The 25746-nt window shown below is 72.6% G+C and carries 27 protein-coding genes; 15 read left to right on the forward strand and 12 right to left on the reverse strand.

What is annotated here, in order from left to right; translation table 11 throughout:
• Positions 1 to 62: 62 nt before the first annotated feature.
• On the reverse strand, positions 63 to 953 hold the full coding sequence (locus tag ACZ4SV_RS04335) for an NADP-dependent oxidoreductase (protein ID WP_365873479.1): 891 nt from the start codon (positions 951 to 953) through the stop codon (positions 63 to 65).
• A 134-nt stretch (positions 954 to 1087) separates the two neighbouring features.
• Here ACZ4SV_RS04335 and ACZ4SV_RS04340 point away from each other — a divergent pair, with 134 nt between their 5' ends.
• Complete coding sequence (locus ACZ4SV_RS04340) at positions 1088 to 1492, forward strand: winged helix-turn-helix transcriptional regulator (protein ID WP_468001207.1); 405 nt, start codon at positions 1088 to 1090, stop codon at positions 1490 to 1492.
• Between the two features lie 166 nt (positions 1493 to 1658).
• Here ACZ4SV_RS04340 and ACZ4SV_RS04345 read toward each other — a convergent pair whose 3' ends face one another.
• Entirely contained in the window at positions 1659 to 2108 is a 450-nt protein-coding gene (locus ACZ4SV_RS04345; RefSeq protein WP_468001327.1) for a hypothetical protein, read from the reverse strand.
• Between the two features lie 150 nt (positions 2109 to 2258).
• On the opposite strand from ACZ4SV_RS04345, the gene ACZ4SV_RS04350 reads away from it, so the two are divergent.
• The 4 genes from ACZ4SV_RS04350 to ACZ4SV_RS04365 are packed head-to-tail and all read left to right on the forward strand — an operon-like array spanning position 2259 to position 4275.
• Positions 2259 to 2597 carry a YnfA family protein gene (locus tag ACZ4SV_RS04350; protein ID WP_365873471.1) on the forward strand — a complete coding sequence of 113 codons (339 nt, stop codon included), beginning with the start codon at positions 2259 to 2261 and terminating at the stop codon, positions 2595 to 2597.
• Between the two features lie 52 nt (positions 2598 to 2649).
• Positions 2650 to 3429 carry an SDR family NAD(P)-dependent oxidoreductase gene (locus tag ACZ4SV_RS04355; protein WP_365873468.1) on the forward strand — a complete coding sequence of 260 codons (780 nt, stop codon included), beginning with the start codon at positions 2650 to 2652 and terminating at the stop codon, positions 3427 to 3429.
• Complete coding sequence (locus tag ACZ4SV_RS04360) at positions 3426 to 3614, forward strand: hypothetical protein (RefSeq protein ID WP_468001210.1); 189 nt, start codon at positions 3426 to 3428, stop codon at positions 3612 to 3614. The genes ACZ4SV_RS04355 and ACZ4SV_RS04360 overlap by 4 nt, the downstream gene beginning before the upstream one ends.
• 22 nt (positions 3615 to 3636) lie before the next feature.
• On the forward strand, positions 3637 to 4275 hold the full coding sequence (locus tag ACZ4SV_RS04365) for a TetR/AcrR family transcriptional regulator (RefSeq protein WP_468001212.1): 639 nt from the start codon (positions 3637 to 3639) through the stop codon (positions 4273 to 4275).
• A 52-nt stretch (positions 4276 to 4327) separates the two neighbouring features.
• On the opposite strand, the gene ACZ4SV_RS04370 is transcribed toward ACZ4SV_RS04365, so the two are convergent.
• Positions 4328 to 5521, reverse strand: a complete 1194-nt coding sequence (locus ACZ4SV_RS04370; protein WP_468001214.1) for an RtcB family protein — start codon at positions 5519 to 5521, stop codon at positions 4328 to 4330.
• 228 nt (positions 5522 to 5749) lie between these two features.
• Between ACZ4SV_RS04370 and ACZ4SV_RS04375 the strand changes: the two genes are divergently transcribed.
• The 3 genes from ACZ4SV_RS04375 to ACZ4SV_RS04385 all read left to right on the forward strand — a co-directional run bounded on the left by ACZ4SV_RS04375 (position 5750) and on the right by ACZ4SV_RS04385 (position 9154).
• Positions 5750 to 6700, forward strand: coding sequence for a DUF3558 domain-containing protein (locus tag ACZ4SV_RS04375; protein WP_468001216.1), 951 nt, complete (start codon positions 5750 to 5752; stop codon positions 6698 to 6700).
• Between the two features lie 126 nt (positions 6701 to 6826).
• Positions 6827 to 7798, forward strand: a complete 972-nt coding sequence (locus tag ACZ4SV_RS04380; RefSeq protein ID WP_468001218.1) for a DUF3558 family protein — start codon at positions 6827 to 6829, stop codon at positions 7796 to 7798.
• A 117-nt stretch (positions 7799 to 7915) separates the two neighbouring features.
• Entirely contained in the window at positions 7916 to 9154 is a 1239-nt protein-coding gene (locus ACZ4SV_RS04385; protein WP_468001220.1) for a DUF2637 domain-containing protein, read from the forward strand.
• A gap of 110 nt (positions 9155 to 9264) precedes the next feature.
• On the opposite strand, the gene lysS is transcribed toward ACZ4SV_RS04385, so the two are convergent.
• The gene (gene lysS, locus ACZ4SV_RS04390; protein WP_468001222.1) at positions 9265 to 11004 is read right to left on the reverse strand and encodes a lysine--tRNA ligase; all 1740 of its coding nucleotides are present in this window, start codon (positions 11002 to 11004) and stop codon (positions 9265 to 9267) included.
• A gap of 150 nt (positions 11005 to 11154) precedes the next feature.
• Between lysS and argS the strand changes: the two genes are divergently transcribed.
• On the forward strand, positions 11155 to 12918 hold the full coding sequence (gene argS / locus ACZ4SV_RS04395; RefSeq protein ID WP_468001224.1) for an arginine--tRNA ligase: 1764 nt from the start codon (positions 11155 to 11157) through the stop codon (positions 12916 to 12918).
• Positions 12919 to 12922: 4 nt separating this feature from the next.
• Here argS and ACZ4SV_RS04400 read toward each other — a convergent pair whose 3' ends face one another.
• A complete protein-coding gene (locus ACZ4SV_RS04400) occupies positions 12923 to 13873 on the reverse strand; it encodes a helix-turn-helix transcriptional regulator (protein WP_365873453.1) in 951 nt (316 codons plus the stop codon).
• 72 nt (positions 13874 to 13945) lie between these two features.
• On the opposite strand from ACZ4SV_RS04400, the gene ACZ4SV_RS04405 reads away from it, so the two are divergent.
• A complete protein-coding gene (locus ACZ4SV_RS04405; RefSeq protein WP_468001227.1) occupies positions 13946 to 14335 on the forward strand; it encodes a VOC family protein in 390 nt (129 codons plus the stop codon).
• A gap of 13 nt (positions 14336 to 14348) precedes the next feature.
• On the opposite strand, the gene ACZ4SV_RS04410 is transcribed toward ACZ4SV_RS04405, so the two are convergent.
• Positions 14349 to 14762: an ATP-binding protein gene (locus tag ACZ4SV_RS04410; RefSeq protein WP_468001229.1), complete on the reverse strand. Its 414-nt coding sequence runs from the start codon at positions 14760 to 14762 to the stop codon at positions 14349 to 14351.
• Positions 14763 to 14907: 145 nt separating this feature from the next.
• Between ACZ4SV_RS04410 and ACZ4SV_RS04415 the strand changes: the two genes are divergently transcribed.
• From ACZ4SV_RS04415 to ACZ4SV_RS04430, 4 genes are read left to right on the forward strand one after another with little or no spacing between them, the layout of a single operon-like run.
• On the forward strand, positions 14908 to 15693 hold the full coding sequence (locus ACZ4SV_RS04415) for a Scr1 family TA system antitoxin-like transcriptional regulator (protein ID WP_468001231.1): 786 nt from the start codon (positions 14908 to 14910) through the stop codon (positions 15691 to 15693).
• Positions 15690 to 15932 carry a DUF397 domain-containing protein gene (locus ACZ4SV_RS04420; protein WP_468001233.1) on the forward strand — a complete coding sequence of 81 codons (243 nt, stop codon included), beginning with the start codon at positions 15690 to 15692 and terminating at the stop codon, positions 15930 to 15932. Before ACZ4SV_RS04415 ends, ACZ4SV_RS04420 begins: the two co-directional genes overlap by 4 nt.
• Positions 15933 to 15957: 25 nt before the next feature.
• On the forward strand, positions 15958 to 16203 hold the full coding sequence (locus ACZ4SV_RS04425) for a DUF397 domain-containing protein (protein ID WP_468001235.1): 246 nt from the start codon (positions 15958 to 15960) through the stop codon (positions 16201 to 16203).
• A 46-nt stretch (positions 16204 to 16249) separates the two neighbouring features.
• Complete coding sequence (locus ACZ4SV_RS04430; RefSeq protein ID WP_468001237.1) at positions 16250 to 17074, forward strand: DUF4253 domain-containing protein; 825 nt, start codon at positions 16250 to 16252, stop codon at positions 17072 to 17074.
• Between the two features lie 13 nt (positions 17075 to 17087).
• On the opposite strand, the gene ACZ4SV_RS04435 is transcribed toward ACZ4SV_RS04430, so the two are convergent.
• Positions 17088 to 18440 carry a helix-turn-helix domain-containing protein gene (locus tag ACZ4SV_RS04435; RefSeq protein ID WP_468001239.1) on the reverse strand — a complete coding sequence of 451 codons (1353 nt, stop codon included), beginning with the start codon at positions 18438 to 18440 and terminating at the stop codon, positions 17088 to 17090.
• A gap of 185 nt (positions 18441 to 18625) precedes the next feature.
• Here ACZ4SV_RS04435 and ACZ4SV_RS04440 point away from each other — a divergent pair, with 185 nt between their 5' ends.
• Positions 18626 to 19366: a DUF4232 domain-containing protein gene (locus ACZ4SV_RS04440; RefSeq protein ID WP_468001241.1), complete on the forward strand. Its 741-nt coding sequence runs from the start codon at positions 18626 to 18628 to the stop codon at positions 19364 to 19366.
• An 11-nt stretch (positions 19367 to 19377) separates the two neighbouring features.
• Here ACZ4SV_RS04440 and hemB read toward each other — a convergent pair whose 3' ends face one another.
• The 5 genes from hemB to ACZ4SV_RS04465 form a co-directional block, all read right to left on the reverse strand.
• On the reverse strand, positions 19378 to 20370 hold the full coding sequence (hemB, locus tag ACZ4SV_RS04445; protein ID WP_468001243.1) for a porphobilinogen synthase: 993 nt from the start codon (positions 20368 to 20370) through the stop codon (positions 19378 to 19380).
• Positions 20371 to 20531: 161 nt separating this feature from the next.
• Positions 20532 to 22244 (reverse strand): bifunctional uroporphyrinogen-III C-methyltransferase/uroporphyrinogen-III synthase, encoded by a 1713-nt coding sequence (locus ACZ4SV_RS04450; RefSeq protein ID WP_468001245.1) that lies wholly within the window; start codon positions 22242 to 22244, stop codon positions 20532 to 20534.
• Entirely contained in the window at positions 22241 to 23236 is a 996-nt protein-coding gene (gene hemC / locus ACZ4SV_RS04455) for a hydroxymethylbilane synthase (RefSeq protein ID WP_468001247.1), read from the reverse strand. The genes ACZ4SV_RS04450 and hemC overlap by 4 nt, the downstream gene beginning before the upstream one ends.
• Positions 23233 to 24915 carry a glutamyl-tRNA reductase gene (locus ACZ4SV_RS04460; protein WP_468001249.1) on the reverse strand — a complete coding sequence of 561 codons (1683 nt, stop codon included), beginning with the start codon at positions 24913 to 24915 and terminating at the stop codon, positions 23233 to 23235. The genes hemC and ACZ4SV_RS04460 overlap by 4 nt, the downstream gene beginning before the upstream one ends.
• Positions 24912 to 25685 carry a redox-sensing transcriptional repressor Rex gene (locus ACZ4SV_RS04465; RefSeq protein WP_365873426.1) on the reverse strand — a complete coding sequence of 258 codons (774 nt, stop codon included), beginning with the start codon at positions 25683 to 25685 and terminating at the stop codon, positions 24912 to 24914. Before ACZ4SV_RS04465 ends, ACZ4SV_RS04460 begins: the two co-directional genes overlap by 4 nt.
• Positions 25686 to 25746 lie beyond the last annotated feature (61 nt).

Genomic DNA, 25746 nt, shown 5'->3' on the forward strand with positions numbered 1-25746 from the left:
TGTTCAACTACACCCCCTCCAACGACCACCCCACCCCAGGTATTCCGCCCCCCGCCCCCTGCTTACGGCACCAGCACCAGCCGCCCCCGCAGCCCGCCCTCGGCCAGCCGCGCGTGCGCCTTCGCGGCCTCCTCCAGGGCGAAGGTCTCCGCCACCCGCGGTGTCAGCACACCCTCGTCCACCAGCCGGACCAGCTCCGCCAGCCGCGCCCCGTCGGCCCGCACCCACACGTTCTCCGTGCGCACCCCCCGCTCCGCCGCCGGCAGCACACCGTCCCGGACCGCCACGAACGCGCCCCCGTCCCGCACCCACTCCAGCGCCGGCGCCCCGAGCACGGCGGCGTCCAGCACCGCGTCCACACTGCGCGGCTCCACCCCGTCGGCCGTGAACCGCGCCGCCCCCAGCGAGCGCACCAGCTCCTCGTCCTCCGGCCGGGCGTGCCCGACGACCTCGATCCCCCGGTGCGCCGCCAACTGCACCGCGAACCCGCCGACCGCCCCCGCCGCACCGGTCACCAGCAGCGAGCCGCCCGGCGCCACGTCCAGCAGGTCCAGGGCCTGCGCCGCGGTCAGCCCGTTCAGCGGCAGGGTGCCGGCGTGCACCGCGTCCACCGAGACGGGCGCCGCGGCCACCGCGCCCGCGTCCACGACGACGTACTCCGCGTGCGCGCCCAGCGGCTCAGCCAGGCCCGGCACCAGCGCCACCACCGGGTCACCGACCCGCCAGGCGGTGGGCTCGCCCACCGCGTCCACCGTGCCGGCCACGTCCCAGCCGAGCCCGAGCGTCTTGCCGGCCCCGCCGAAGACGCCGGCGCGCACACCCGCGTCCACCGGGTTCAGCGCCCCCGCGGCCACCTTGATCCGCACCTGCCGCGTCCCCGGTTCCGGAATCCCGGCCTCCACGATCCGCACGGCCTCCGGTCCGCCGAACTCCCTCACCACGGCAGCACGCATGACAACTCTCCCTGTATATCCGGCACTTGATGGATTCCGCGGCACCGTTCCGGCCGCACTGCCCACCGTAGGAGAGCTACTATCCATCGGTAAGTAGTTACCTGAGAGTGCGTAGCTGCCCCCGAGGAGAGCCCATGGCGACCATGACCGCCGCCCAGCGCCGCGAACAGGCCCGCGCCGACTACGACGCCTTCCTGCGCGAGTGCCCCACCAACCAGCTCCTCGGGCGGCTCAGCGACAAATGGGTCAGCCTCGTCGTCGCCGCCCTGTCCACCGGACCCCTGCGCTACAGCGACCTCGGCCGCACGATCGCCGGCGTCAGCCCCAAGATGCTCACCCAGACCCTGCGCGCGCTGGAGCGGGACGGCATCCTCAGCCGCACGGTCACCCCGTCCGTCCCGGTCCGCGTCGACTACGCCCTCACCCCGCTCGGCGCCAGCCTCGCCGGCCTGCTCACCGCCGTGAAGCACTGGGCGGAGACCCACTTCGAAGAGGTCCGCGAGGCCCGCGAACGCTACGACACGCAGAGCCCCCTCTAACCACCCCACCGGACCGACAGGACAGCCCTACGCCCACCCCTCGGCCCCCGCGCCGGGGGGCGGCGAACCGGCCGGAAGAACTCCGACCACCGACCGACCCGGCCCCCCCACTGCCCCCGACCGGGCCGGCCCCTTCAAGCCGCCCCGTCACGCCACCCGGCCGGGTTCAGAAGGCGTACGTGTCTCCCGTTGCCAGGATCAGCACCCGTGTCCGGTCGCTCGACCGGTCCTGGTCCGCCACGTCCGCGCTCCACGCCGTCTCGACCTCCAGCGACACCTGCGCCTGCCGCTCCCGCAACCGCACCGGCAGCCGCAGCCGCTCGCCCACCTCGTCCACGGCCAGCGGCCCGGTCCCGCACAGCACCGTCCGCTCGTCCTCCCGGACGCACCGGGCCGGCAGCTCCTGCCGCTCGGCCAGCGGCACCGACCAGCGCAGCCGCACCGTCGCGTCCGCCACATCGGCGGACCCGCCGTTGCGCGCGGTCAGCAGCACCTCCGCCCGGTCCCCGTCCAGCACCGCCGAACCGTGGAACACCACACCGGCCTCCGCGGCCACCGCGTTCCCCGGCACCAGAAGGGCACCGGCACACACCCCGGACACCACCCACGCCCGCATCCGCACGCCCCTCACCACTCCTCGCTCGCCGCTCGGCCGCCGTACCCATGTATGCCACGCGAGCCGCCCGCCAGGCGCCCTCCAACAGGTGACAGCGCCACCGGCCACACCGCCGTCGTACGGCCCGGCCGCCCGTGCGAAGCTGCCCCCATGCCCGTCCTGCGCTCCGCCGCCCTGTTCGCCGTCGCCGCGCTCTTCGAGATCGGCGGCGCCTGGCTGGTCTGGCAGGGCGTACGGGAACACCGGGGCTGGCTGTGGATCACCGGCGGCGTCCTCGCCCTCGGCGCCTACGGCTTCGTCGCCACCTTCCAGCCCGACGCCCACTTCGGCCGCATCCTCGCCGCCTACGGCGGGATCTTCGTGGCCGGCTCGCTGCTGTGGGGCGCGGTCGCGGACGGCTACCGCCCCGACCGCTGGGACATCACCGGCGCACTGGTCTGCCTCGCCGGGATGGCCGTCATCATGTGGGCCCCGCGAAACGGCGGCTGAGCCTCACTTACGCTGGACGCGACCGCCGCCGACCGCAGCCACAGGAGCCGCCATGGCCACCGCCGTCCCGTCCGCCGCCTCCCGCATCGCCGTCGTCACCGGGGCGAGCAGCGGCATCGGCGCCGCCACGGCCCGCGGGCTCGCCGCGGCCGGCTACCGCGTCGTCCTCACCGCCCGCCGCAAGGACCGCATCGAGGCCCTCGCCGAGGAGCTGACCACGGCCGGGCACTCCGCCGTGGCCTACCAGCTCGACGTGACCGACCGCGCGGCCGTGGACGAGTTCGCCGGCGCCTTCAAGACGATCGGCGTCCTGGTCAACAACGCGGGCGGCGCCCTCGGCGCGGACCCGGTGGCCACCGGCGACCCGGCGGACTGGCGCACGATGTACGAGACCAACGTCCTCGGCACCCTGAACGTCACCCAGGCCCTGCTGCCGAAGCTGGTCGCGAGCGGCGACGGCGTCGTGGTGGTCGTCTCCTCCACCGCCGGCCACGGCACCTACGAGGGCGGCGCCGGCTATGTCGCCGCCAAGCACGGCGCCCACGTCCTCGCCGAGACCCTCCGCCTGGAGATCGTCGGCCAGCCGGTCCGCGTCATCGAGATCGCCCCCGGCATGGTCAAGACGGACGAGTTCGCGCTGACCCGGTTCGGCGGCGACACGGAGAGGGCGGCCAAGGTCTACGAGGGCGTCGCCGAGCCCCTCACCGCCGACGACGTGGCCGAGACGATCACCTGGGCGGTGACCCGGCCCAGCCACGTCAACGTCGACCTGCTGGTCCTGCGCCCGCGCGCCCAGGCGTCCAACACCAAGGTCCACCGGGACCCGCGATGACCGACGGCGCCCCCGCGGAATCCGGCCCCCCGGCAGACCCGGGGACCGCCGAGACGCTGGAGCGGCGCCGCCTGGCCGAGGAGACGAGGAACGAACGCCAGGTCTGGTACTTCCTGGCCTATTTCCTCTTCGGCATCCACTTCGTCGCGTTCGTCATGATCTACGCGGTACGGCACGCGAAGTGACGCCCTGGCTATAGTCAGTCAGGTGACAAACTCAGTGGACCGGCGGGCCCTGGCGTCACAGAAGCGCCGGCGGCTCACGACGGCCGCGGCCCGCGTCCTGCACCGGCAGGGCGTGGAGCGCACCACCCTCGCCAACATCGCGCACGAGGCCGGCGTCCCGGTCGGGAACGTCTACTACTACTTCAAGACCAAGGACGAGCTGGTCCGGGCGGCGCTCGCGGAACACCGCGCCCGCCTGGACGACCTCACCGGCACCCTGGACCGGCTGCCGGACCCGCGCGAGCGCCTCAAGGGCCTGGTGACGGCCTGGATCGCCGAGCGCGACACCGCCGCCCGGCACGGCAGCCCCGTCGGCACCCTGGCCACGGAACTCGGCAAGCGCACGGACGGCACCCTCGCCGCGGAGGCCGGCGCGGTGCTCCGCGGCCTGCTGGACTGGACGGCCGCCCAGTTCCGCGCACTGCGCGCCCCCGCCCCGGACGGCCTGGCCCTCACCCTGATCGCCGCCTGCCAGGGCACGACCCTCCTGACCCACACCCTCCAGGACCCCACCCTCACCACCCACGAGGGCACCCGCCTGCTGCACTGGCTGGACACGTTCGACACAAAGAACACGCAGGACCCGCAGGACCCGCAGCACACCGGACCGGGACACGGCTGACCCGGCGCCGCGCCGGGCGCCGGGCCAGGGGAAAGGGCCGGATCGGGCCGGATCAGCCCTTCACGCAGACGACCTGCTTCAGCTTGGCCACCACCTGCACCAGGTCCCGCTGCTGGTCGATGACCTGGTCGATGGACTTGTAGGCGCCCGGGATCTCGTCCACGACGCCGGAGTCCTTGCGGCACTCCACGCCCCGGGTCTGCTCCTCCAGGTCCTGCGTCGAGAAGCGCCGCTTGGCCGCGTTGCGGCTCATCCGCCGGCCCGCGCCGTGCGACGCGGAGTTGAAGGCCAGCTCGTTGCCGAGGCCCTTGACGATGTACGACCCGGTGCCCATCGAGCCCGGGATGATGCCGTACTCCCCGGACCCGGCCCGGATCGCGCCCTTGCGGGTCACGAGCAGGTCCATGCCCGCGTACCGCTCCTCCGCCACGTAGTTGTGGTGGCAGGAGATCTCCGCCTCGAAGACCGGCTTGGCCTTCTTGAACTCCTTGCGGATCACGTCCTTCAGCAGCGCCATCATGAGCGTGCGGTTGTGCTTGGCGTACTCCTGCGCCCAGAACAGATCGTTGCGGTAGGCCGCCATCTGCGGGGTGTCCGCGACGAAGACGGCCAGGTCGCGGTCGACCAGGCCCTGGTTGTGCGGCAGCTTCTGGGCCACGCCGATGTGGTGCTCGGCGAGTTCCTTGCCGATGTTCCGGGAGCCGCTGTGGAGCATCAGCCAGACGGAACCGTCCACATCGGTGCAAACTTCGACAAAATGATTCCCGGAGCCGAGCGTTCCCATCTGCTTCCAGGCACGTTCCCGACGGAATCTGACCGCTTCCGCGACCCCGTCGAACCGCCCCCAGAACTCCTGCCACCCGGCCGTCGCCAGCCCGTGGAAGTCGCCCGGCTCGACGGGGTCCTCGTGCATCCCCCGCCCCACCGGAATCGCCTGCTCGATGCGCGACCGCAGCCGGGACAGGTCGCCCGGCAGGTCGTTCGCGGTCAGGGAGGTGCGGACCGCCGACATCCCGCAGCCGATGTCCACGCCCACCGCCGCCGGGCACACCGCGCCGCGCATCGCGATGACCGAGCCGACCGTCGCGCCCTTGCCGTAGTGCACGTCCGGCATCACGGCCAGACCCTCGATCCACGGCAGGGTCGCCACGTTCTGGAGCTGGCGCAGGGCCACGTCCTCGACCGTCGCCGGGTCCGTCCACATCCGGATCGGGACCTTGGCGCCCGGTATCTCCACGTACGACATGTCTTCCTCGTTCCCCCGGAAATGCTGGCAAAAAGACTCAAGAGCGGCACAACGCAAAAGCGGCGCCAGAGCCGGTGAAAAGAGACAAGGGACCGGCGTCCACGGCGGTGCGTGCGATACACATTGTCTCCAGGGTCCGCCCCGCCGCGGCAAGCGAATAACCAGCGGGGACACTGGAGCACCGAGCGAGCCACCGAGCGCTCGCCCACCGTCGAGAGGAGCCCGACCGTGCAGCGGAAGGCGTACGTGACCGGTACCGCCGCCCTCCTCCTCGCGGCGCTGCTGAGCGGCTGCACCAGCGGGTCCGGGGACGACGCGGCCACGGACGACGCCAACCCGGGCGACGCCGGCACGACCGCGGTCGCGGCGCAGCCCGGCAAGTACCGCACGCTCCCCGAGCCGTGCGGCGCGGTCGGCCACGACGCGCTGGACACGCTGCTGCCCGGCATCCAGCGGATCACCGACCCGGGCCAGCGCGACCACGCCTACCGGGGCGAGGCCGCGCTGACCTACGACACCGACCGCAAGGTCGGCTGCCACTGGAAGGTGGAGTCGGCCGACGCCACGGACCGGCTGTTCGTCGACTTCGAGCGCGTGGTGTCGTACGACAACACGGTCAGCGACGACGACCAGGCGCAGCGGCTGTTCCAGGAGAAGCAGGCGGCGGCCGACCTTCCCGCGCCGAGCGCGTCCTCGGCGCCGCCGTCGTCGCCGTCGGCGTCTGCGTCTTCGGCGGCTTCGGCGTCCTCGGGGTCCTCGACGGCTGCTTCCGCGTCGCGGGGCGCGGCGGGCGGGGGTGCCTCGTCCCCGGCGTCCTCCTCCTCGTCTTCGGCGGACGCGGGGGACGCCGCGGAGGCGGGGGTGAACTCTGCGGATCCGTCCGGGACTTCGGGTTCTCCCGACGCCTCGGCGCCCGAGTCGGGGGTGCCGTCCGCCGAGCTCCAGCCCCGTACGCTGTCCGACCTCGGTGACGAGGCGTATCTGGACGACGAGCTGAGCACGTCCGGTTCGACGGCCGAACAGCGGACGGTGACTGTGGTGTTCCGCACGTCCAACGTGGTCGTCACCATCCAGTACGAGGAGCAGCCGACGGCCGTCGGAGCGGTCCCGGACAGCAAGGAAATGCAGGACAGGGCCCGTGATCTGGCCGCGCGGCTGGACGACGCGCTGGGCGGCTGACGGTCCGGCGGGCCCCGGCCGCCCGTGGCCGTGCGACGGGCGGCGGGCGGCCCCACGGGTCCGTCACCGCGTACCGTGGCCCCGCAGGAACCCGCACGAACACCGAGCGTCATGAGTGAAGGAACCATGCAGCGAGCAGCCCAGCGAGACGACCGTGCCCAGCTTCAGCAGCGCGCCAAGCGCCTTCGCCGCGCGCTGGTCTGCGCGGCAGCCGTGCCCGCGGTCCTGATCACCGCCGGCTGCTCGTCGGACTCCGGTGACGCGAAGGCCGGGTCCGGCGCCGGGAGCACGCGGCCCTCGGACGGCGGCGCGTCGCCGTCGGTGAGCGCTTCGCCGACCGTGCGGGCCGCCGCGTACGGGACGATTCCCGACCCGTGCGGCACGCTGTCGAAGAAGACGCTGGCCGATCTGGTGCCGGAGGGCGTGGAGTCGGCGAAGAAGGGTGCCACGGACGACTCGTCGGCGCGGGCCTCCTGCTCATGGAACAGCCTGGACAACAACGGGGTCGAGGGTTCGCAGTTCCGCTGGCTGAACGTGTCGCTGCTGCGGTTCGAGTCGGACGCTACCCGGGGTGCCGGCGACGAGCAGGCGCACGCGTACTTCACCCGGCAGGCGAAGGACGCCCAGTCGGTGGAGGGCGCGAAGGGCGTCAAGGTGGTGCCGTTTTCCGGGGCGGGCGCGGAGGCGACGGCGGTGCGCTACGACCTGAAGAAGAAGGAAGGTCTGTTCAAGCAGCAGACGGTCGTCGCCCGGGTGGAGAACGTCGTGGTCACCGTGGACTACAACGGGGCCGGTCTCGCGGGTGAGGAGACGCCCGACGCCGACGATCTGACGAAGTCGGCGGAGAAGGCGCTGAAGGAGGCCGTGGCGGCGGTGTCGAAGGCCAACGGCGCGGAGGGCGGGGCGAGTTCGTCGGCGTCGCCGTCGGAGGAGTCGTCCGGTGCGACGGGTGGTTCGACGGGCGGTTCGCCGTCCGGGACCGCGTCGAAGTCCCCGTCGAAGTCGGCGGCCAAGGCGTCCGTGAAGTCCCCGGCCAAGTCGGCCAAGTCGTCTTCGTCCCGCTCGTCCGCGGCCGGGTCGACCGTCAGGAAGAGCTGACCGGAGGGCCGTAGCGGCCGACCGGCACTACGTTCGCCGCACACGTGTGCCACTCTGTTGCGCGCAACGACAAGCAACGGGAGGGGAGTACGAGTGGCCGCGCCGCAGCTTACTCGGATGCACCGCGTTCTCATCGGCGTGGTCGTGACCGGCGCTCTGATCATCGCCGGTATCGGCTTCGCCGGTTCGTACGCGGCCGTCCGGGAGCTGGCCCTGCAGAAGGGCTTCGGGAACTTCTCCTATGTGTTCCCGGTGGGTATCGACGCGGGCATCTGTGTGCTGCTCGCCCTGGACCTGCTGCTCACCTGGATCCGTATCCCCTTCCCGCTGCTGCGGCAGACGGCGTGGCTGCTGACGGCGGCGACGATCGCCTTCAACGGCGCCGCCGCCTGGCCGGATCCGCTGGGCGTGGGCATGCACGCGGTGATCCCGGTGCTCTTCGTGGTGTCGGTCGAGGCGGCCCGGCACGCGACCGGCCGTATCGCCGACATCACGGCGGACAAGCACATGGAGGGTGTCCGCCTCACCCGCTGGCTGCTCTCCCCGCTGCCGACGTTCCTGCTGTGGCGGCGGATGAAGCTGTGGGAGCTGCGCTCCTACGACCAGGTGATCAAGCTGGAGCAGGAACGTCTCGTCTACCAGGCGCGGCTGCGTTCCCGGTTCGGCCGCGCCTGGCGCAGGAAGGCTCCGGTGGAGTCCCTGATGCCGCTGCGGCTGGCCCGGTACGGCGTCCCGCTGGCAGAGACGGCCCCGGCGGGTCTGGCGGCGGCGGGCATCGAGCCGGTGCTGCTGCCCCCGGCGCCGCAGCCGCAGGCCCTGGCGCCCGCCGCGGACGCCCGCCCCGCCGTGGCGGCGGCCTCCGCTCCGCCGCAGCAGGAGCCCCCGGCCGGGCAGCGGCCCGCCGAGGCGCCCCCGGCGGAGGAGCAGAGCCCCTGGTTCCAGGCCCCGCGCGAGGTCGAGTACCACGGCGGCTACGACCCGACGTACGACCCGATGCTCCAGGAGCCGCAGTACGCGCCCGAGGAGCAGTACGAGGAGTGGTACGAGGAGCAGCCCCCGGAGCAGTTCCAGCAGCCCTCCGCGGAGGAGACCGGCAGCTTCCCCATCCCGGTGAGCGCGTCCCGCACCCGTGAGCTGGGCGAGGGCGGCGGTCCGGCGGAGCCGGTGCCGGGCGAGGAGGACTTCTACCTGGTCTTCCGCAAGTCGATAGACGGCAGCTACCCGACCTCCGCGCAGTTCCGGGACGACGTCGAGGCGACCTTCGGGCTCTCCCTGGCGCCCCGCGACGCCGACCGCATGGTCAACCGCTTCACCAACCGCCACACCGCGGAACTCCAGGAAGACCACATCGCCTGAAGCGCGTGACCGCGAGCGCCTGACCGCGTGAGAAGCGCGAGACCGCGTCGGCGGTGGCGGCACGGAAAAGGGGCCCTCCGGCGAGGAGGGCCCCTTCTTCGTGCGCGGTGTCAGTCCCCGAGCAGGGTCCGCACCCGCTCCTGGCCCACCGCGAGCAGCAGCGTGGGCAGGCGGGGGCCGGTGTCGCGGCCGACGAGCAGGTGGTAGAGCAGGGCGAAGAAGGACCGCTGGGCGGTCTTGATCTCCGGCGGCAGCTCCTTGGGCGTGGCGTCGGCGGAGAAGCCGGCCTGGACCTTCGGCACGCCGTACACGAGGTGGGTCAGTCCGTCGAGCGACCAGTGGCCGGCGAGTCCGTCGAGCAACAGCCGCAGGGACCGGCGGGACGCCTCGTCCAGGGACGCCAGCAGTTCGGCGTCGGGCCGGTCGCGCACGATGGTCCGCTGGTCGGCGGCGACGTGGGTGTTGATCCACGCCTCGGCCTTGTCGTACCGCGGGCGGACCTCGTCCAGGGAGCCGAGCGGCTGCTCCGGGTCCAGCTCGGAGAGGATGCGCAGGGCCTGGTCCTCGTGTCCGGCGGTGATGTCGGCGACGGAGGCGAGCGTGCGGTACGGCAGCGGGCGGGGCGTCTTCGGCAGGTCGCCGGCGGCGGTGCCGACGGCGCGGGTGTAGGCGGCGGTGTCGGCCGGCAGCGCGGAGCCGTCGGCGACCTTCGCGGCCAGCTTGTCCCACTCGTCGTAGAGCCGCTGGATCTCCTGGTCGAAGGCGATCTTGAAGGACTGGTTGGGGCGGCGGCGGGCGTAGAGCCAGCGCAGGAGCTGCGGCTCCATGATCTTCAGCGCGTCGGCCGGGGTCGGGACGCCGCCGCGCGAGGAGGACATCTTGGCCATGCCGGAGATGCCGACGAAGGCGTACATCGGGCCGATCGGCTGCTCGCCGCCGAAGAGGGGCGCGATCTGGCCGCCGACCTGGAACGAGGAGCCCGGCGAGGAGTGGTCGACGCCGCTGGGCTCGAAGACGACGCCCTCGTAGGCCCAGCGCATCGGCCAGTCGACCTTCCAGACCAGCTTGCCGCGGTCGAACTCGGCGAGCCGGACGGTCTCGGCGAAGCCGCAGGCGGTGCAGGTGTACGACAGCTCGGTGGTGTCGTCGTCGTAGGAGGTGACGGTCGTCAGGTCCTTGCCGCAGGTGCCGCAGTACGGCTTGTACGGGAAGTACCCGGCGGAGCCGGAGCTGCCGTCGTCCTCGGACGCGGCACCGGAGCCCTCCGCGGCCTCCAGCTCGGCCTCGTCCAGCGGCTTCTGCTGCTGCTTCTTCGGCGCCTTCTTCGTGCGGTACTGGTCGAGGATCGCGTCGATGTCGTGCCGGTGCCGCATGGCGTGCAGGATCTGCTCGCGGTAGGCGCCGGAGGTGTACTGGGCGGTCTGGCTGATCCCGTCGAACTCCACGCCGAGCTGGGCCAGCGACTCGGTCATCGCGGCCTTGAAGTGCTCGGCCCAGTTCGGGTAGGCGGAGCCCTTCGGCGCCGGGACGGAGGTCAGCGGCTTGCCGATGTGCTCGGCCCAGGTCTCGTCGACACCGGCGATGCCGGCCGGGACCTTGCGGTACCGGTCGTAGTCGTCCCAGGAGATCAGGTGCCGGACCTGGCGGCCGCGGCGGCGGATCTCGTCGGCGACGAGGTGCGGGGTCATGACCTCGCGGAGGTTGCCCAGGTGGATCGGCCCGGAGGGGGAGAGTCCGGACGCGACGACGACCGGTTTGCCCGGGGCCCGGCGCTCCGACTCCTCGATGACCTCATCCGCGAAACGGGAGACCCAGTCGGTGGTCTCGGTGCTCTGAGCCACGATCGGCACGTCCTTCTTTCTGAACGGGGTGCCACCCCAGCTGAACGGAAGTGGCACTCCATTCTCACAGACCGTCCGCCGACCGGGAAAACCGCTTTTCCCCCCGTGGGATACTGGGCGGGTCTATCCATCCCCACGAGGAGAACGGCACCCCTCCCTATGGCCTCGGTCACGTCCCTCAGCGACAGCGTCCAGCAGCACCTCGCGTCCGCCCTCTCGGCCACCCTGCCCGAGGCCGCCGGCGCGGACCCGCTGCTGCGACGAAGCGACCGGGCCGACTTCCAGGCCAACGGCATCCTGGCCCTGGCCAAGAAGGCGAAGGCGAACCCCCGGGAGCTGGCGGCCGAGGTCGTCGGCCGGGTGGTGACGGGTGACGTGATCCGGGACGTCGAGGTGTCCGGCCCCGGCTTCCTGAACATCACCGTCGCCGACGAGGCGATCACCCGGAACCTGGCCGCGCGGTACGCGGACGAGACGGGCCGCCTCGGCGTGCCCACCGCCGCGGACCCCGGCACCACGGTGATCGACTACGCCCAGCCGAACGTGGCGAAGGAGATGCACGTCGGCCACCTGCGGTCGGCGGTGATCGGCGACTCGGTGGCGCAGCTCCTGGAGTTCACCGGCGAGAACGTGGTGCGCCGCCACCACATCGGCGACTGGGGCACCCAGTTCGGCATGCTCATCCAGTACCTGGACGAGCACCCGCACGAGCTGGACCACAAGGCCGCCGAGGTGACCGGCGAGGAGGCGATGTCGAACCTCGACCGCCTCTACAAGGCCGCGCGCAAGCTGTTCGACTCCGACGAGGAGTTCAAGACGCGGGCCCGCCGCCGGGTGGTGGACCTCCAGGCGGGCGACCCGCACACGCTGGGCATCTGGCAGCGGTTCGTGGACGAGTCGAAGATCTACTTCTTCTCCGTCTTCGAGAAGCTGGACATGGAGATCCAGGACGCGGACATCGTCGGCGAGTCCGGGTACAACGACATGCTGGCCGAGACCTGCCGCCTGCTGGAGGAGTCGGGTGTCGCGGTCCGCTCCGAGGGCGCGCTGTGCGTGTTCTTCGACGACATCAAGGGCCCGGACGGCAACCCGGTCCCGCTGATCGTGCAGAAGTCGGACGGCGGTTACGGCTACGCGGCCACCGACCTGTCCGCGATCCGCGACCGCGTCTTCCACCTGAAGGCGGACACCCTGCTGTACGTGGTGGACGCCCGGCAGGCGCTGCACTTCCGGATGGTCTTCGAGACGGCGCGCCGGGCCGGCTGGCTGGGCGAGGACGTGACGGCGGTGCAGCTCGCCTTCGGCACGGTTCTCGGCAAGGACGGCAAGCCGTTCAAGACGCGCGCGGGCGAGACGGTCCGCCTGGTCGACCTGCTGGACGAGGCGATCGAGCGGGCGTCGGCCGTGGTCCGCGAGAAGGCGCAGGACCTGTCGGAGGCGGAGATCGCCGAGCGGGGCACCCAGGTGGGCGTCGGCGCGGTGAAGTACGCGGACCTGTCGACGTCGGCGAACCGGGACTACAAGTTCGACCTGGACCAGATGGTGTCGCTGAACGGCGACACGTCCGTCTATCTCCAGTACGCCTACGCCCGGATCCGGTCCATCCTGCGCAAGGCCGGCGAGGTCCGCCCGGCGGCCCGCCCGGAGCTGGCCCTGGCGGACGCCGAGCGCGCCCTCGGCCTGCACCTGGACTCCTTCGCGGAGACGGTCCGGGAGGCGGCCGCGGAGTACGCCCCGCACAAGCTGGCGGCGTACCTGTACCAGCTCGCGTCGCTGTACACGTCGTTCTACGACAAGTGCCCGGTGCTGCGCGCCGAGACGCCGCAGCAGGTGGAGAACCGCCTCTTCCTGTGCGACGTCACGGCCCGCACCCTGCACCGGGGCATGGCCCTGCTGGGCATCCGGACGCCCGAGAAGCTCTGACCGCTCAGGGGCCGTGGGCGGCGAGCAGCCGCCGGGTCTGGTCGATCAGGGCCTCGCGGACCGAGTCGGGGGACACGACCTGGAGCGGCGTGGCCAGGGTGAGGAGATAGCGGGCCAGGCCCTCCGGGGCCGGGCCCCCTATGTCGACCAGGGTCGCGTCCGGGCCGTCGGGGTGGTGGGTGCCGATGGTCGGCGGGATCAGCCGCCGGGCCTCCGTCAGGGGGAGCGGGAGGCGGATCCTCGCCGACAGGGGATACGGGCCGTTCGCCGTGTTGTGGGACACCAGTTGCGCCGGGTCCGGCGGGTCCTCGATCTCGGCCGGCCGGCCGGTCGGGACCAGGCGCTCCACCCTGTCCGCGCGGAACGTCCGCCATCCGCGGGCCACGTCCCGTGCGACGAAGTACCAGCGCCTGCCGGTGTGCACGAGCCGGTACGGATCGACGTCCCGGTCCGTGCCGTGCCCCTGCCCGTCGCGGTACGACAGCCGGACCCGCTCCCCGCGCCGGCAGGCCGCGGCCAGCTCCAGCAGCATCCCGGGCCGCAGCCGCGGCTCCTCGGGCCAGGGCAGCCGTACGAACGCCTCGTCCCACTCCCCCAGCCGCTCGGCCACCCGCGCCGGCAGCACCTGGCGCAGTTTCAGCAGCGCCGACAGCGCCGCCTGGTCCCCGCCGAGCGCCCCGCCGAGCGCCGCCTCCCGCAGGCCCACGGCCACCGCCAGCGCCTCCTCCTCGTCCAGGATCAGCGGCGGCACGCGCGAGCCGGCCCGGAGCCGGTAGCCGCCCCAGGGCCCGGCGTCGGAGTCGACGCTGTACCCCAGCTCCCGCAGCTTGGCGATGTCCCGCCGCACCGTGCGATCCGTGACCCCCATCCGCTCGGCCAGCTCCCCGCAGGTCCACGAAGGACGGGCGGCGAGCAACGACAGCAGTCGCAGCAGACGGGCGGAGGCGCTCAGCACGGACGGAAGTTTTTCATACCGCCCGGCCCGACCAGGACCGGAACTGTCCGGGTCACGTCCTACCGTCCTCCCATGAGCACGGAAACCACTCCCGCACCCGTCTTCCGCTACGCCGCCGTCACCCTCGACTGCGCCGACCCCGCCGAACTCGCCCGGTTCTACGGCGACATGTTCGGCCTCGCCGTCACCTACTCCACCGACGACTTCGTCTTCCTCGGCGGCGCCGACGGCACGGCCGGCCTGGGCTTCACCCGCGTGGCCGACTACCGCCCGCCCACCTGGCCGGACCCGGCCCAGGGCAAGCAGGCCCACATCGAGGTGGGCGTCGACGACCTGGAGACGGCCGAGGCCCACCTGCTGAAGCTGGGCGCCACCAAGCCGGAGCACCAGCCCCAGCCGGACCGCTGGCGGGTCCTGCTCGACCCGGCCGGCCACCCGTTCTGCATCACGACCCTGGTCTGACCGCCGGGCCCGCTCACGGCACGGCGAACTCACACCACACGATCTTCCCCGGCGCGCGCTCCCCGACGCCCCACTTGTCGCTGAGCGCCGCCACCAGCAGCAGGCCCCGGCCCCCCTCGCTCTCCGGCCCGCCCGGTTCCTCCGCGGCCCGAGGGGTGCCGGGGCCGCTGTCGTGCACCTCGGCCCGGACCAGGTGCCCGTCGTACCGCAGACGCAGCAGGAAACCCCGCCCCGCCGGTACGCCGTGCACCAGGGCGTTCGTGGCCAACTCGCTCACACACAGCGACAGATCGGGACCCCGTCCCCAGCTCTCCAGCCCCCACTGCCTCAGCGCCCACTCGGTGAGCCGCCTGGCCGCGGGGACCGAGCGACGGCTGCGGACGTAGAACCGGTCGCGGTGGCAGGGAAGTTCCATGTGCTCGTTCACGGGGCGAATGTCGCGCAGGGTGACTACCGTGGTTCAGTGAGTCATCCCGTACAAGGTTTTTGTACGGGTTGCTGCGGGGTGGTGCACGGTCGGCGTGGGGAGTTCAGCAGGCATGACGCCTACACGGAGGAAGAACCAGTCGGCCATGAAGATGCTGGGCCGTCAACTGGCCGCGGCACGGCGCGCGAGGGGACTCAGCCAGCCCGGTCTGGCCACCGCGCTCAACATCCACGAGGAGACGGTCGCCAGCATCGAACAGGGCCGGCGGGTGCTGAAGCTGGACATGGCCGAGCTGTTCGACGAGTTCCTGGAGACCAAGGGAATGCTGGCGGCGGGGGTGGCCAACCTGCCGGAGGTGGACCAGTTCCCGTTGTGGGCGGAGGAGTACATCGAGCAGGAGAGGGAGGCCATTGCGTTGTCCTGGTACGACGCGCTGGTCGTTCCAGGTCTGCTCCAGACCGAGGAGTACGCCCGCGCACTTCTCAGTGGACACGTCCCCGCTTACGACGCCGACGAGCTTACGATGAAAGTGCAAGGCCGAGTGGAGCGCCGGGACATCTTGCGCCGCAAGGAGCCGCCGACACTCAGCTTCGTCGTCTGGGAACCCGCCTTGCTCTGGCCCACCGGGGGCCCCGAGATCCACCGTGAACAGCTGCGCTTTCTGCGAGAGTGCTCCCAACTCGCCTGCGTCTCATTGCAGGTGCTGCCGCTGAGCCGCGTTCAGCACGCGGGAGATGCAGGCCCGTTCACTCTCCTTGAGACGCCCGACCACCAGCACTTGGCCTACGCCGAATCGCAACAAGGCAGCCAATGGATTTCCAACGCTGATGAGGTGTCCGTCCTCGCGCGCAGGTATGCGATGCTGCGGACGCAGGCACTCACCATCGAGGATTCGCGAGGCCTGCTCGACCGTCTGCTAGGAGAGCAATGAGCACCGCACTTGGGTGGTTCAAGTCGAGCTACAGCAGCAGTGAGGGCGGCGCATGCCTAGAAGCCGCCGTCACCTGGCGCAAGTCGAGCTACAGCAGCAGCGAAGGCGGCCAGTGCCTCGAAGTCGCCCTGGTTCCCGGTGCTGTGCACATCCGGGACTCGAAGGAAGCGCCCTCGCCGGACCGCACCCTGTGCGTCAGTTCCGTCACGTGGGACGCTTTTACCTCCGCTCTCAAGTGACCCTTCGCAGCCTGCTAGGAGAGCCATGAGCGCCGAAGCCCTTCAGTGGTTCAAGTCGACCTACAGCGGCAGCGAGGGCGGCGCTTGTCTGGAGGCCGCCGTCTCCTGGCAGAAGTCCAGTTACAGCGGCAGCGAGGGCGGCGAATGCCTCGAAGTCGCCCTGGTTCCGGGTGCCGTGCACGTCCGGGACTCGAAGGAAGCGCCCTCGCCCGACCGCACCCTGTGCGTCAGTGCAGCCACCTGGGGTGCCTTCACCTCCGCTCTCAAGTGACCCGGAGGCAACTCCGTTGTCAGTGGCTGCCCTTACAGTCGGCGGCATGGCGACACTTCCCAACCCGCTGCCCCGACTGGCCACCGATCCCAGCGGTCGTTCCCTGGGGCTCCGACTGCCGCCCGGCAGGCTGGTAGACGAGACGGACGACGGACGCTGGCACGAACCCCTGCTGTGGCACGCGGAGAAGTCCTCCGCGCCCGGCACCTGGAAGGCCCTCGGCACGTCGGCGGCCCGCGCGGGGCTGCTGCCGGTGCTCGTGGACCTGGCCGGCTGCCGGGCCGGGATCGAGGACTGGGGACTGCTTCCGGGCGACGCCTCGTATCCGGGGGACCACACGGCCGAGGACGTGCTCGCGGAGTACTGGGAGGAGGAGACCGACGGCCGGGCCGGTGACGAGACCGAGCCGTTCGGCACCGAGTGGCCGGGCCTTGCCGCGCCCGGCGTGCCGAACGCCGGTCCCGAGACCCGGGCGGCCACGGTCGCCGACGCGCTGCACCGGGACCCGGAGCGCTGGGCGGAGTGGATCGAGGAACCGCACTTCGCCCTCGTCCCGGCCCGCCGGTCGGCCGACATACCGGCGGCGATCGGCTGGACCGGCGCCCTGGACTACGACCACGACGTGGCCCGTGTCTGCGCGGTGCTGCGGTCCTGGGAGGACCGGTTCGGCGCCCGGGTCGTGGCGCTCGGGCCGGACGCCCTGGTCATGTCCGTCGCGGCGCCGCCCGGCACGCCCGCCGACGCCGAGGTCCTCGCCGCCGAGCACTACGCGCTGTGCCCGGACGCGGTCGTGGGGAGCGGCGCGGGGAGCGTCCGGTCGTACGCGAAGGAGCTGGCCGGCGCGGACAGCTGGGCCTTCTGGTGGGACTGAGGCGGGCGGGCGCTCAGCCGAACTCCGAGGCCGGTTTCCACTTCTGACCGCCCAGCGGGAAGGCGTACGCCGGCCGGCCGTTGTTGCCGCTGGTGCGGAACGGGTGGCCGGCGTCGTCGATCACCAGGGTGCCGTGGCGGTTCCCGCTGGACCAGGACAGCTCCAGGTACCAGCTGACGTCGTACGCCGACGCGTCGGCGGTGACGTAGAAGACCTCGGGGTCCGACTGGCTCACCTTGAAGGGGAAGTCCGCGCTCCCGGCCTCCGGTACGGGCGACGGGCGCATCGCGTCCAGGGCGACGGAGAACGACCGCGTCGGCACGCCGCCGCCGCAGCCCACTCCCGGGTAGCCCATGGCGTAGTCGTTCCAGGCGAGCGGCGAGCGCTTGCCCGCCATGCGGACCGACAGCCCCTCCAGGACGACCGTCTGCTGTCCGGTGCCCTGCACGGTGAACGTGACGAACTGCTCGCCCGCCGACACCGCCTGGTGCACGGCCACCCAGGCCGGCGCGCCCTGCTCCGACGGCGGCGGGTTCACGGCGGTCGGCGGGCGGTCGATCAGGTAGTGCTGCGAGCAGGGACTCTCCCAGGTGTAGGGGTGAGTGTTGACCGTGAGGGGCGGCCCGGCGGACGTCCCCGCGGACGCGGTGGCGGTCGGCTTGTGCGTGGGTGACCCGTCGGTGGTCTCGGGGGCCAGGTCCGGGGCTTCGGCGGAGGGCGAGGCCGAGGCCGAGGCCAAGGGGGAACGGGTGGCCGCGTGGCGCGGGCTCGGGCTCATGGCGGACGGCGAGACGAGGGTGCCGTGCCGGGGGGCGCCGGGGCCCGGGTCCGCGGTGGCCGCGGTGGCCTTGGCGTCGTCCTGCCGCTCGCCGTCGTCCGAGGGCAGGGTCAGGGCGAACACCGTGCCGCCGACCAGCGCGGTGACCGTGACGGCGGCCAGGAGGGCGGTGCGGCGGCCGACGGCCAGGGACCGGCCCCGCCGCCACCGGCCCGCCGCCACCGGTTCCGATGCCGACTCAGCTTCCGGCTCCCCTACGGCCGACAGCTCCGCCACCACCCCCTGCGCCTCGGCAGGCTCCGGCTCCGGTTCCGCCTTGCCCTCGGTGCCCTTCCGGCCCCGCCCGGCGTCCGCCAGGACCCACCGCCGGTGCAGCTCCACCAGTTCCCCGGGCGTCGCCCTGCACAGCCGGGCGAACCGCTCCACGGGGGCGTAGTCCGTCGGTACGGCGTCCCCGTTGCAGTAGCGGTGCAGTGTCGACGTGCTCATGTGCAGCCGCTTGGCGAGCGTGCCGTAGCTGTGCCCGGAGCGGTCCTTCAACTCCCGCAGCAGCTCGCTGAAACCGCTCTCGGGGATGCCCTCCGCCACCGTTCCTCCAGTCCCCCTCGTCCCACCCCGGCGTTCCAGGGGAGGTCTGTTTTCACAGGTCAAAGCCGGTTTCAGCGTTCCAGTGTCCCGGATTGGCGGCCATCGCTGGCCGCCGGGACGGGTCCGCACACAGGCTGTGGGTCATCCAAGCACGCCAACCGGCCCAGCCCGAAAGAGGACTTGCCATGCGTATGCGCCACATCCGTCTGATCGCCGCCACCGGCACCGCCGTCGCCGCCCTCGCCCTCACGGCGTGCGACAACGGGACGGGCACGAAGGACGAGGGCGGCTCCCGGCCGACGGTGTCGGAGACGAGCGCGTCGAAGGCGTCCGGGGACGCCCTCCGCACGGAGAAGACCGCCGTCACCACCACCGGCAGCGGCACCGCCACCAGCGCCGGCGGCGCCACCACCGAGGCCACCCCGGTGTCCCGGACCCACGCCTCCAGCGGCAAGCCGAACGCCACCGCCACCCACGGGACCAAGAGCACCGGCAGCGCGGTGGTGCTCTGCAACGGCACGAACACCACCGTCACCGCCCAGTCGCTGGCCCGGCCGCTGAACCACATGCTGCTGACGGTGAAGAACACCGGGAGCAAGAGGTGTGAGCTGCCGTACTACCCGGTCCTGCGCTTCGACCAGATGCAGTGGGTGCCGCAGGCCGACGAGTCCACCCGGCCGCAGGCCGTGGTCTCGCTGAACCCGGGCCAGTCGGGGTACGCGGGAGTGCTGCTGTCGGCCGCCGACGGCAGCGGCAGCGGCGGGACGACCGCCCACAAGCTGACGGTGGCCTTCCAGGGGATGACCCCGAACAGCGACGGCGGCCCGTCCGCGACGCCGGCCCTGCCCGCCAAGGGCGCCTACTACGACAGCACGCTGAAGGTGACCTTCTGGCAGCAGGACCTGGGGAGCATCTCCAACTGGTGAACGGCGCTCGGCTAGCGCAGCGTGCGGGCCACCTCGGTGGCCCAGTAGGTGAGGATGTTCCGGGCACCGGCCCGCTTGATGCCCGTGAGGGTCTCCAGGATGGCCCGGTCCCGGTCCAGCCAGCCCTTCTCCGCGGCGGCCTCGATCATCGCGTACTCACCGGAGATCTGGTACGCGGCCACGGGCACGTCCACGGCGTCCGCGACCCGGGCGAGGATGTCGAGGTAGGGACCGGCCGGCTTGACCATCACCATGTCGGCGCCCTCGGCGAGGTCCAGCTCCAGCTCGCGCAGCGACTCGCGCCAGTTGGCCGGGTCCTGCTGGTAGGTCTTCCGGTCGCCCTGCAGCGACGAGCCGACGGCCTCGCGGAAGGGGCCGTAGAAGGCCGAGGAGTACTTGACGGTGTAGGCGAGGATCGCCACGTCCTCGCGGCCGATCTGGTCCAGCGCGTCACGGACGACGCCGATCTGACCGTCCATCATGCCGCTGGGGCCCACGACATGGGCGCCCGCGTCGGCCTGGACCTGCGCCATCTCGGCGTACCGCTCCAGGGTGGCGTCGTTGTCGACCCGGCCCTCGGCGTCCAGCACCCCGCAGTGCCCGTGGTCGGTGAACTCGTCCAGGCACAGGTCGGACATGACGAGCAGGTCGTCGCCGACCTCGGCCCGCACGTCCCGCAGGGCGACCTGGAGGATGCCGTCCGGGTCGGTGCCGGCGGTGCCTTGGGCGTCCTTCTTGGCGTCCTCGGGCACGCCGAACAGCATGATCCCGGAGACCCCGGCCTCCACCGCCTCCAGCGCCGCCTTCTTCAGACTGTCCCGGGTGTGCTGCACGACCCCGGGCATCGAGGAGATCGGCACCGGCTCGGCCGCGCCCTCCCGGACGAACGCCGGGAGGATCAGGTCGGCGGGGTGCAACCGCGTCTCGGCGACCATCCGCCGCATGACGGGCGAGGTCCGCAGCCGCCGGGGACGCGTACCGGGGAAGGATCCATACTTCGTCATGCCTTCTACGCTACGCCCGCCCGGCCCGCGCCTTTGCCGACGCGATGTCGGACGCAGCCGGCCCCGTCCGGCGTCTGGGGGCATGCCGAGAGCCGCCCGTCCGGCCGGGGTGGGCGGAGGGGCGGCGGACCGGGGTCCGGGGGCGCGGGCCCCCGGTCCCCTCAGGTGGTCGAGCGGCGTCTGCGGGCGCCCGGGCGGCGTTCGCTCGGGCGGGTCACCGGGTCGCCCGCCTCCAGGGCGGCGGTGCGGCGCTTCATGCCGAAGTCGGCGAGGGCCTCCGCCAGCTTGTGCACGGACGGCTCCGGCGCCATGACGTCGACGCGCAGGCCGTGCTCCTCGGCCGTCTTGGCCGTGGCCGGGCCGATGCAGGCGATCACCGTGACGTTGTGCGGCTTGCCCGCGATGCCGACCAGGTTGCGGACCGTTGAGGACGAGGTGAACAGGACCGCGTCGAAACCGCCGCCCTTGATCGCCTCGCGGGTCTCCGCCGGCGGCGGCGAGGCCCGTACGGTCCGGTAGGCCGTGACGTCGTCGACCTCCCAGCCCAGCTCGATCAGACCGGCCACCAGGGTCTCGGTGGCGATGTCGGCGCGGGGCAGGAAGACGCGGTCGATCGGGTCGAAGACCGGGTCGTAGGGGGGCCAGTCCTCCAGGAGGCCGGCCGCCGACTGCTCACCGCTCGGCACCAGGTCCGGCTTCACGCCGAAGGCGATCAGCGCCTTGGCGGTCTGCTCGCCCACCGCGGCCACCTTGATGCCCGCGAAGGCACGGGCGTCCAGGCCGTACTCCTCGAACTTCTCGCGCACGGCCCGCACCGCGTTGACCGACGTGAAGGCGATCCACTCGTACCGGCCGGTGACGAGTCCCTTGACCGCCCGCTCCATCTGCTGCGGGGTGCGCGGGGGCTCCACCGCGATCGTCGGGACCTCGTGCGGCACCGCGCCGTAGGAGCGCAGCTGGTCGGAGAGCGACACCGCCTGCTCCTTCGTCCGCGGCACGAGCACCTTCCAGCCGAACAGCGGCTTGGACTCGAACCACGACAGCTGGTCGCGCCGGGACGCGGCGGAACGCTCGCCGACCACGGCTATCACCGGCCGGCCGCCGTCCGGCGACGGCAGCACCTTCGCCTGCTTCAGCGTCTGCGCGATCGTGCCGAGCGTCGCCGTCCAGGTGCGCTGCCGGGTCGTCGTACCGGCGACGGTCACCGTCAGCGGCGTGTCCGGCTTGCGGCCCGCCGAGACCAGCTCGGCCGCCGCGCCGGCCACGGAGTCCAGGGTGGTCGAGACGACCACCGTGCCGTCCGACGCACCCACCTCCGTCCAGCACCGGCCGGAGGCGGTACGGGCGTCCACGAACCGGACGTCCGCGCCGTCGGCGTCCCGCAGCGGCACACCGGCGTACGCGGGCACGCCGACCGCCGCCGCGACCCCGGGGACGACCTCGAAGGGCACCCCGGCGGCGGCGCAGGCGAGCATCTCCCCGGCCGCGTCCGTGTCGAGCCCCGGGTCCCCGGGCACCGCACGCACCACCCGCCTGCCGCCGCGCGCGGCCTCCATGACAAGATGAGCGGCATCCCGGGCAGCGCCCGGGACGGCGACGGGTGTTGACGTGCCGTCAACGACCGTCAGCTGGGGCGTGCCCGAGCCCGGCGGCGAGACCGCGGAGGGATCGGCGTCCGTCTCCACGACGGACACGCCCTGTCGGGCGTGCGTCCGGATGACGTCGAGCACCTCGTGCTCGGCGACCAGGACGTCCGCGTTCGACAGCGCCTCCACGGCGCGCAGAGTCAGCAGTCCCGGATCCCCGGGTCCGGCACCGAGGAAGGTGACGTGCCCGTGTTCGGGACCAGCGGCAGGAAGGGCGGTGGGGCTCAATGTGCTCGCTCCCCCATCAGACCGGCCGCACCCCGGGCGAGCATCTCGGTGGCGAGTTCGCGACCGAGAGCCCACGCCTGGTCGTGCGTCTGGGGCACGGGACCGGTGGTGGACAACTGCACCATGCGGGTGCCGTCGGTCGTGCCGACGACGCCGCGCAGGCGCATTTCCTTGACAAACTGCCCGCCGGCTCGGGGGTCCTCCCGCTCGAACGGAGCCGAGCGTGGGGGAAGGTCGGCCAGCGCGCCCACAGGTGCGCTGCAACCGGCCTCCAGGGCGGCGAGCAGTGACCGCTCGGCGGTGACGGCGACCCGGGTGAACGGGTCGTCGAGCGCGCCGAGCGCGGCGATCAGGTCCGCGTGGTCCGCGGCACACTCGATCGCCAGGGCCCCCTGGCCGGGGGCGGGCAGAACCGTGTCGACCGACAGGAAGTCGGTCACCTCGTCGCCGCGGCCGAGCCGGTTGAGCCCGGCGGCGGCCAGCACGACCGCGTCCAGCTCACCGCCGCGGACGTATCCGATCCGCGTGTCGACGTTGCCGCGGATCGCGACGGTCTCGATGTCCAGGCCGTGGGCGCGGGCGTACGCGTTGAGCTGCGCCATGCGGCGCGGCGAGCCGGTGCCCACGCGGGCGCCGCGCGGCAGGTCGGTGAACTTCAGCGCGTCCCGCGCGACGATCACGTCCCGCGGGTCCTCGCGCACCGGTATCGCGGCCAGGACCAGTTCCGCGGGCTGCGCGGTCGGCAGGTCCTTGAGCGAATGAACCGCGAAGTCCACCTCGCCCGCCAGCAGCGCGTCGCGCAGCGCCGTGACGAACACGCCGGTGCCGCCGATCCGCGCCAGGTGCTCGCGGGAGGTGTCGCCGTACGTGGTGATCTCGACCAGTTCGACGGGCCGCCCGGTCACCTGCCGGACGGTCTCGGCGACCTGTCCGGACTGGGCCATGGCCAGCTTGCTCCGCCTGGTCCCCAGCCGCAGTGCCTTGTTGCTCATACCGGCCCTCGGTTCTCGTCGCGCGTGCTGCCTCCGGCCCGGGAGACGGCGGCGGCCGCCTCGGAGTCGAGGTCGAACAGGGTGCGCAGCGCGTCCGCGTACCCGGCGCCGCCGGGCTCGGCCGCGAGCTGCTTGACCCGCACGGTCGGCGCGTGCAGCAGCTTGTCGACGACCCGGTGCACGGTCTGCCGGATCTCGCTGCGCTGGCGGTCGTCCAGGCCGGGCAGGCGGCCGTCGAGGCGGGCCATCTCGCCGGCGACGACGTCGGCGGCCATGGCGCGCAGCGCGACCACGGTCGGCGTGATGTGCGCCGCCCGCTGTGCCGCGCCGAAGGCCGCGACCTCGTCGGAGACGATGCGCCGGACCTGGTCGACGTCGGCCGCCATCGGCGCGTCGGCGGAGGCGTCCGCCAGCGACTCGATGTCGACCAGACGGACCCCGGCCAGCCGGTGCACGGCCGCGTCGATGTCGCGGGGCATGGCCAGGTCCAGCAGGAAGAAGAAGGGGGCGGGCCGCTCGGCGACCGGCTCGGGCCGGCGCCGCTCGGGGATCCGGCCGACGGTGGCGGCGGTCGCGGCGAGCGCGGCGATCAGCTCGGCGTCCGCCTCCGGGGTGCGGCGCTCGCGCCGGTCCAGGGTGCCGCCCGCCGCCCAGGCCGCGTGCTGCTCCAGGGCGGCCGCGTCCAGGCCGGCCACGGCGGCCTCGCCCATGAGGGAGAAGCCGGGCTGTACGGCGGCCAGGTCCAGCGGGCAGTTGTCGTCGGCGCCGTGGCCGGCGTGCCGGGCGGGCGCGGCGGGCTTCACGGCCGGGGCGCCGCTGTCGGCGGCGGGCTGCCCGGTGCGGCCCTCGACCGCCTGCGCGACGGTCTCCGCCGTGAGCACCAGACCGGTCGCCCCGGTACAGGAGACGACGACGTCGGCACGTGTCAGTTCGCCGCCCACGGCTTCCATCGGCACCGCGCGGGCGCTCACCGCGTTCTCCTCGGCCTCGCCGAGGATCCGGGCGAGCCGCTCGGCGCGTTCGAAGGTGCGGTTGGCGACGACGACCTCGGCGACACCGGAGCGCGCGAGGGTGGCCGCGGCCAGCGACGACATCGATCCGGCGCCGATGACCAGCGCCTTCTTGCCCCGGGCCCAGTCGGTGACGGGCGTGCCGACGGCGAGCTGCTCCAGGCCGAAGGTGACCAGGGACTGGCCGGCGCGGTCGATGCCGGTCTCGGTGTGGGCGCGCTTGCCGACCCGCAGGGCCTGCTGGAACAGGTCGTTCAGCAGCTTGCCGGCGGTGTGCTGCTCCTGGGCGCGGGCCAGGGAGTCCTTGATCTGGCCGAGGATCTGGCCCTCGCCGACGACCATCGAGTCCAGGCCGCAGGCCACCGAGAACAGGTGGTGGACGGCCCGGTCCTCGTAGTGCACGTACAGGTACGGCGTCAGCTCGTCCAGGCCGACCCCGCTGTGCCGGGCGAGCAGCGTGGACAGCTCGGCGACACCGGCGTGGAACTTGTCCACGTCGGCGTACAGCTCGATGCGGTTGCAGGTGGCGAGCACCGCGGCCTCGGCGGCGGGCTCGGCGGCGAGCGTGTCCTGGACCAGCTTGAGCTGGGCGTCCGCGCTCAGCGCCGCCCGCTCCAGCACGCTGACCGGGGCGCTGCGGTGGCTCAGTCCGACGACGAGGAGGCTCATGCCGGCATCACGGCGGGCACGTCCCCGTCGGGTCCCTGGTCGGCGGCGGCGTCGGCGGCCGCGCCCCGGGCGGTGGCGGGCAGCGCGCCGTCGCCCGCGGCGATCTCCTCGCCGGCCTTGCGCTGCTCGTGGAAGGCGAGGATCTGCAGCTCGATGGAGAGGTCGACCTTGCGCACGTCGACGCCGTCCGGGACGGACAGCACGGTCGGCGCGAAGTTCAGGATGGAGGTCACCCCGGCGGCCACGAGCCGGTCGCAGACCTGCTGGGCGGCGCCGGCCGGGGTGGCGATCACCCCGATGGACACACCGTTGTCCTTGATGATCTTCTCGAGCTCGTCGGTGTGCTGCACGGGGATGCCCGCGACCGGCTTGCCGGCCATGGCCGGGTCGGCGTCGATGAGCGCGGCGACCCGGAAGCCGCGCGAGGCGAAGCCGCCGTAGTTGGCCAGGGCGGCGCCGAGGTTGCCGATACCGACGATCACTACCGGCCAGTCCTGGGTCAGGCCGAGTTCGCGGGAGATCTGGTAGACGAGATACTCCACGTCGTAGCCGACACCGCGCGTTCCGTAGGAACCCAGGTACGAGAAGTCCTTGCGCAGCTTGGCGGAGTTGACCCCCGCCGCCGCGGCCAGCTCCTCGGAGGAGACCGTGGGTACCGAGCGTTCCGACAGAGCGGTGAGGGCTCGGAGGTACAGCGGAAGGCGGGCGACGGTGGCCTCGGGAATCCCTCGGCTACGGGTCGCCGGTCGGTGTGTTCGGCCAGTTGCCACGGTGCTCCTGCGGGTAGAGCGGGGCTGTAGGCGGTCATACGTCCCCAGACCGCCCCGTCGA

It is taken from the genome of Streptomyces sp. NPDC027672 (assembly GCF_055566335.1).

Coding starts and splice junctions, on each gene's coding strand:
- ACZ4SV_RS04335 (WP_365873479.1), bottom strand. CDS start 953: ATGCGTGCTGCCGTGGTGAGGGAGTTCGGCGGACCGGAGGCCGTGCGG.
- ACZ4SV_RS04340 (WP_468001207.1), top strand. CDS start 1,088: ATGGCGACCATGACCGCCGCCCAGCGCCGCGAACAGGCCCGCGCCGAC.
- ACZ4SV_RS04345 (WP_468001327.1), bottom strand. CDS start 2,108: ATGCGGGCGTGGGTGGTGTCCGGGGTGTGTGCCGGTGCCCTTCTGGTG.
- ACZ4SV_RS04350 (WP_365873471.1), top strand. CDS start 2,259: ATGCCCGTCCTGCGCTCCGCCGCCCTGTTCGCCGTCGCCGCGCTCTTC.
- ACZ4SV_RS04355 (WP_365873468.1), top strand. CDS start 2,650: ATGGCCACCGCCGTCCCGTCCGCCGCCTCCCGCATCGCCGTCGTCACC.
- ACZ4SV_RS04360 (WP_468001210.1), top strand. CDS start 3,426: ATGACCGACGGCGCCCCCGCGGAATCCGGCCCCCCGGCAGACCCGGGG.
- ACZ4SV_RS04370 (WP_468001214.1), bottom strand. CDS start 5,521: ATGTCGTACGTGGAGATACCGGGCGCCAAGGTCCCGATCCGGATGTGG.
- ACZ4SV_RS04380 (WP_468001218.1), top strand. CDS start 6,827: ATGCAGCGAGCAGCCCAGCGAGACGACCGTGCCCAGCTTCAGCAGCGC.
- ACZ4SV_RS04385 (WP_468001220.1), top strand. CDS start 7,916: ATGCACCGCGTTCTCATCGGCGTGGTCGTGACCGGCGCTCTGATCATC.
- argS (WP_468001224.1), top strand. CDS start 11,155: ATGGCCTCGGTCACGTCCCTCAGCGACAGCGTCCAGCAGCACCTCGCG.
- ACZ4SV_RS04405 (WP_468001227.1), top strand. CDS start 13,946: ATGAGCACGGAAACCACTCCCGCACCCGTCTTCCGCTACGCCGCCGTC.
- ACZ4SV_RS04415 (WP_468001231.1), top strand. CDS start 14,908: ATGAAGATGCTGGGCCGTCAACTGGCCGCGGCACGGCGCGCGAGGGGA.
- ACZ4SV_RS04420 (WP_468001233.1), top strand. CDS start 15,690: ATGAGCACCGCACTTGGGTGGTTCAAGTCGAGCTACAGCAGCAGTGAG.
- ACZ4SV_RS04425 (WP_468001235.1), top strand. CDS start 15,958: ATGAGCGCCGAAGCCCTTCAGTGGTTCAAGTCGACCTACAGCGGCAGC.
- ACZ4SV_RS04430 (WP_468001237.1), top strand. CDS start 16,250: ATGGCGACACTTCCCAACCCGCTGCCCCGACTGGCCACCGATCCCAGC.
- ACZ4SV_RS04440 (WP_468001241.1), top strand. CDS start 18,626: ATGCGTATGCGCCACATCCGTCTGATCGCCGCCACCGGCACCGCCGTC.
- hemB (WP_468001243.1), bottom strand. CDS start 20,370: ATGACGAAGTATGGATCCTTCCCCGGTACGCGTCCCCGGCGGCTGCGG.
- hemC (WP_468001247.1), bottom strand. CDS start 23,236: ATGAGCAACAAGGCACTGCGGCTGGGGACCAGGCGGAGCAAGCTGGCC.
- ACZ4SV_RS04460 (WP_468001249.1), bottom strand. CDS start 24,915: ATGAGCCTCCTCGTCGTCGGACTGAGCCACCGCAGCGCCCCGGTCAGC.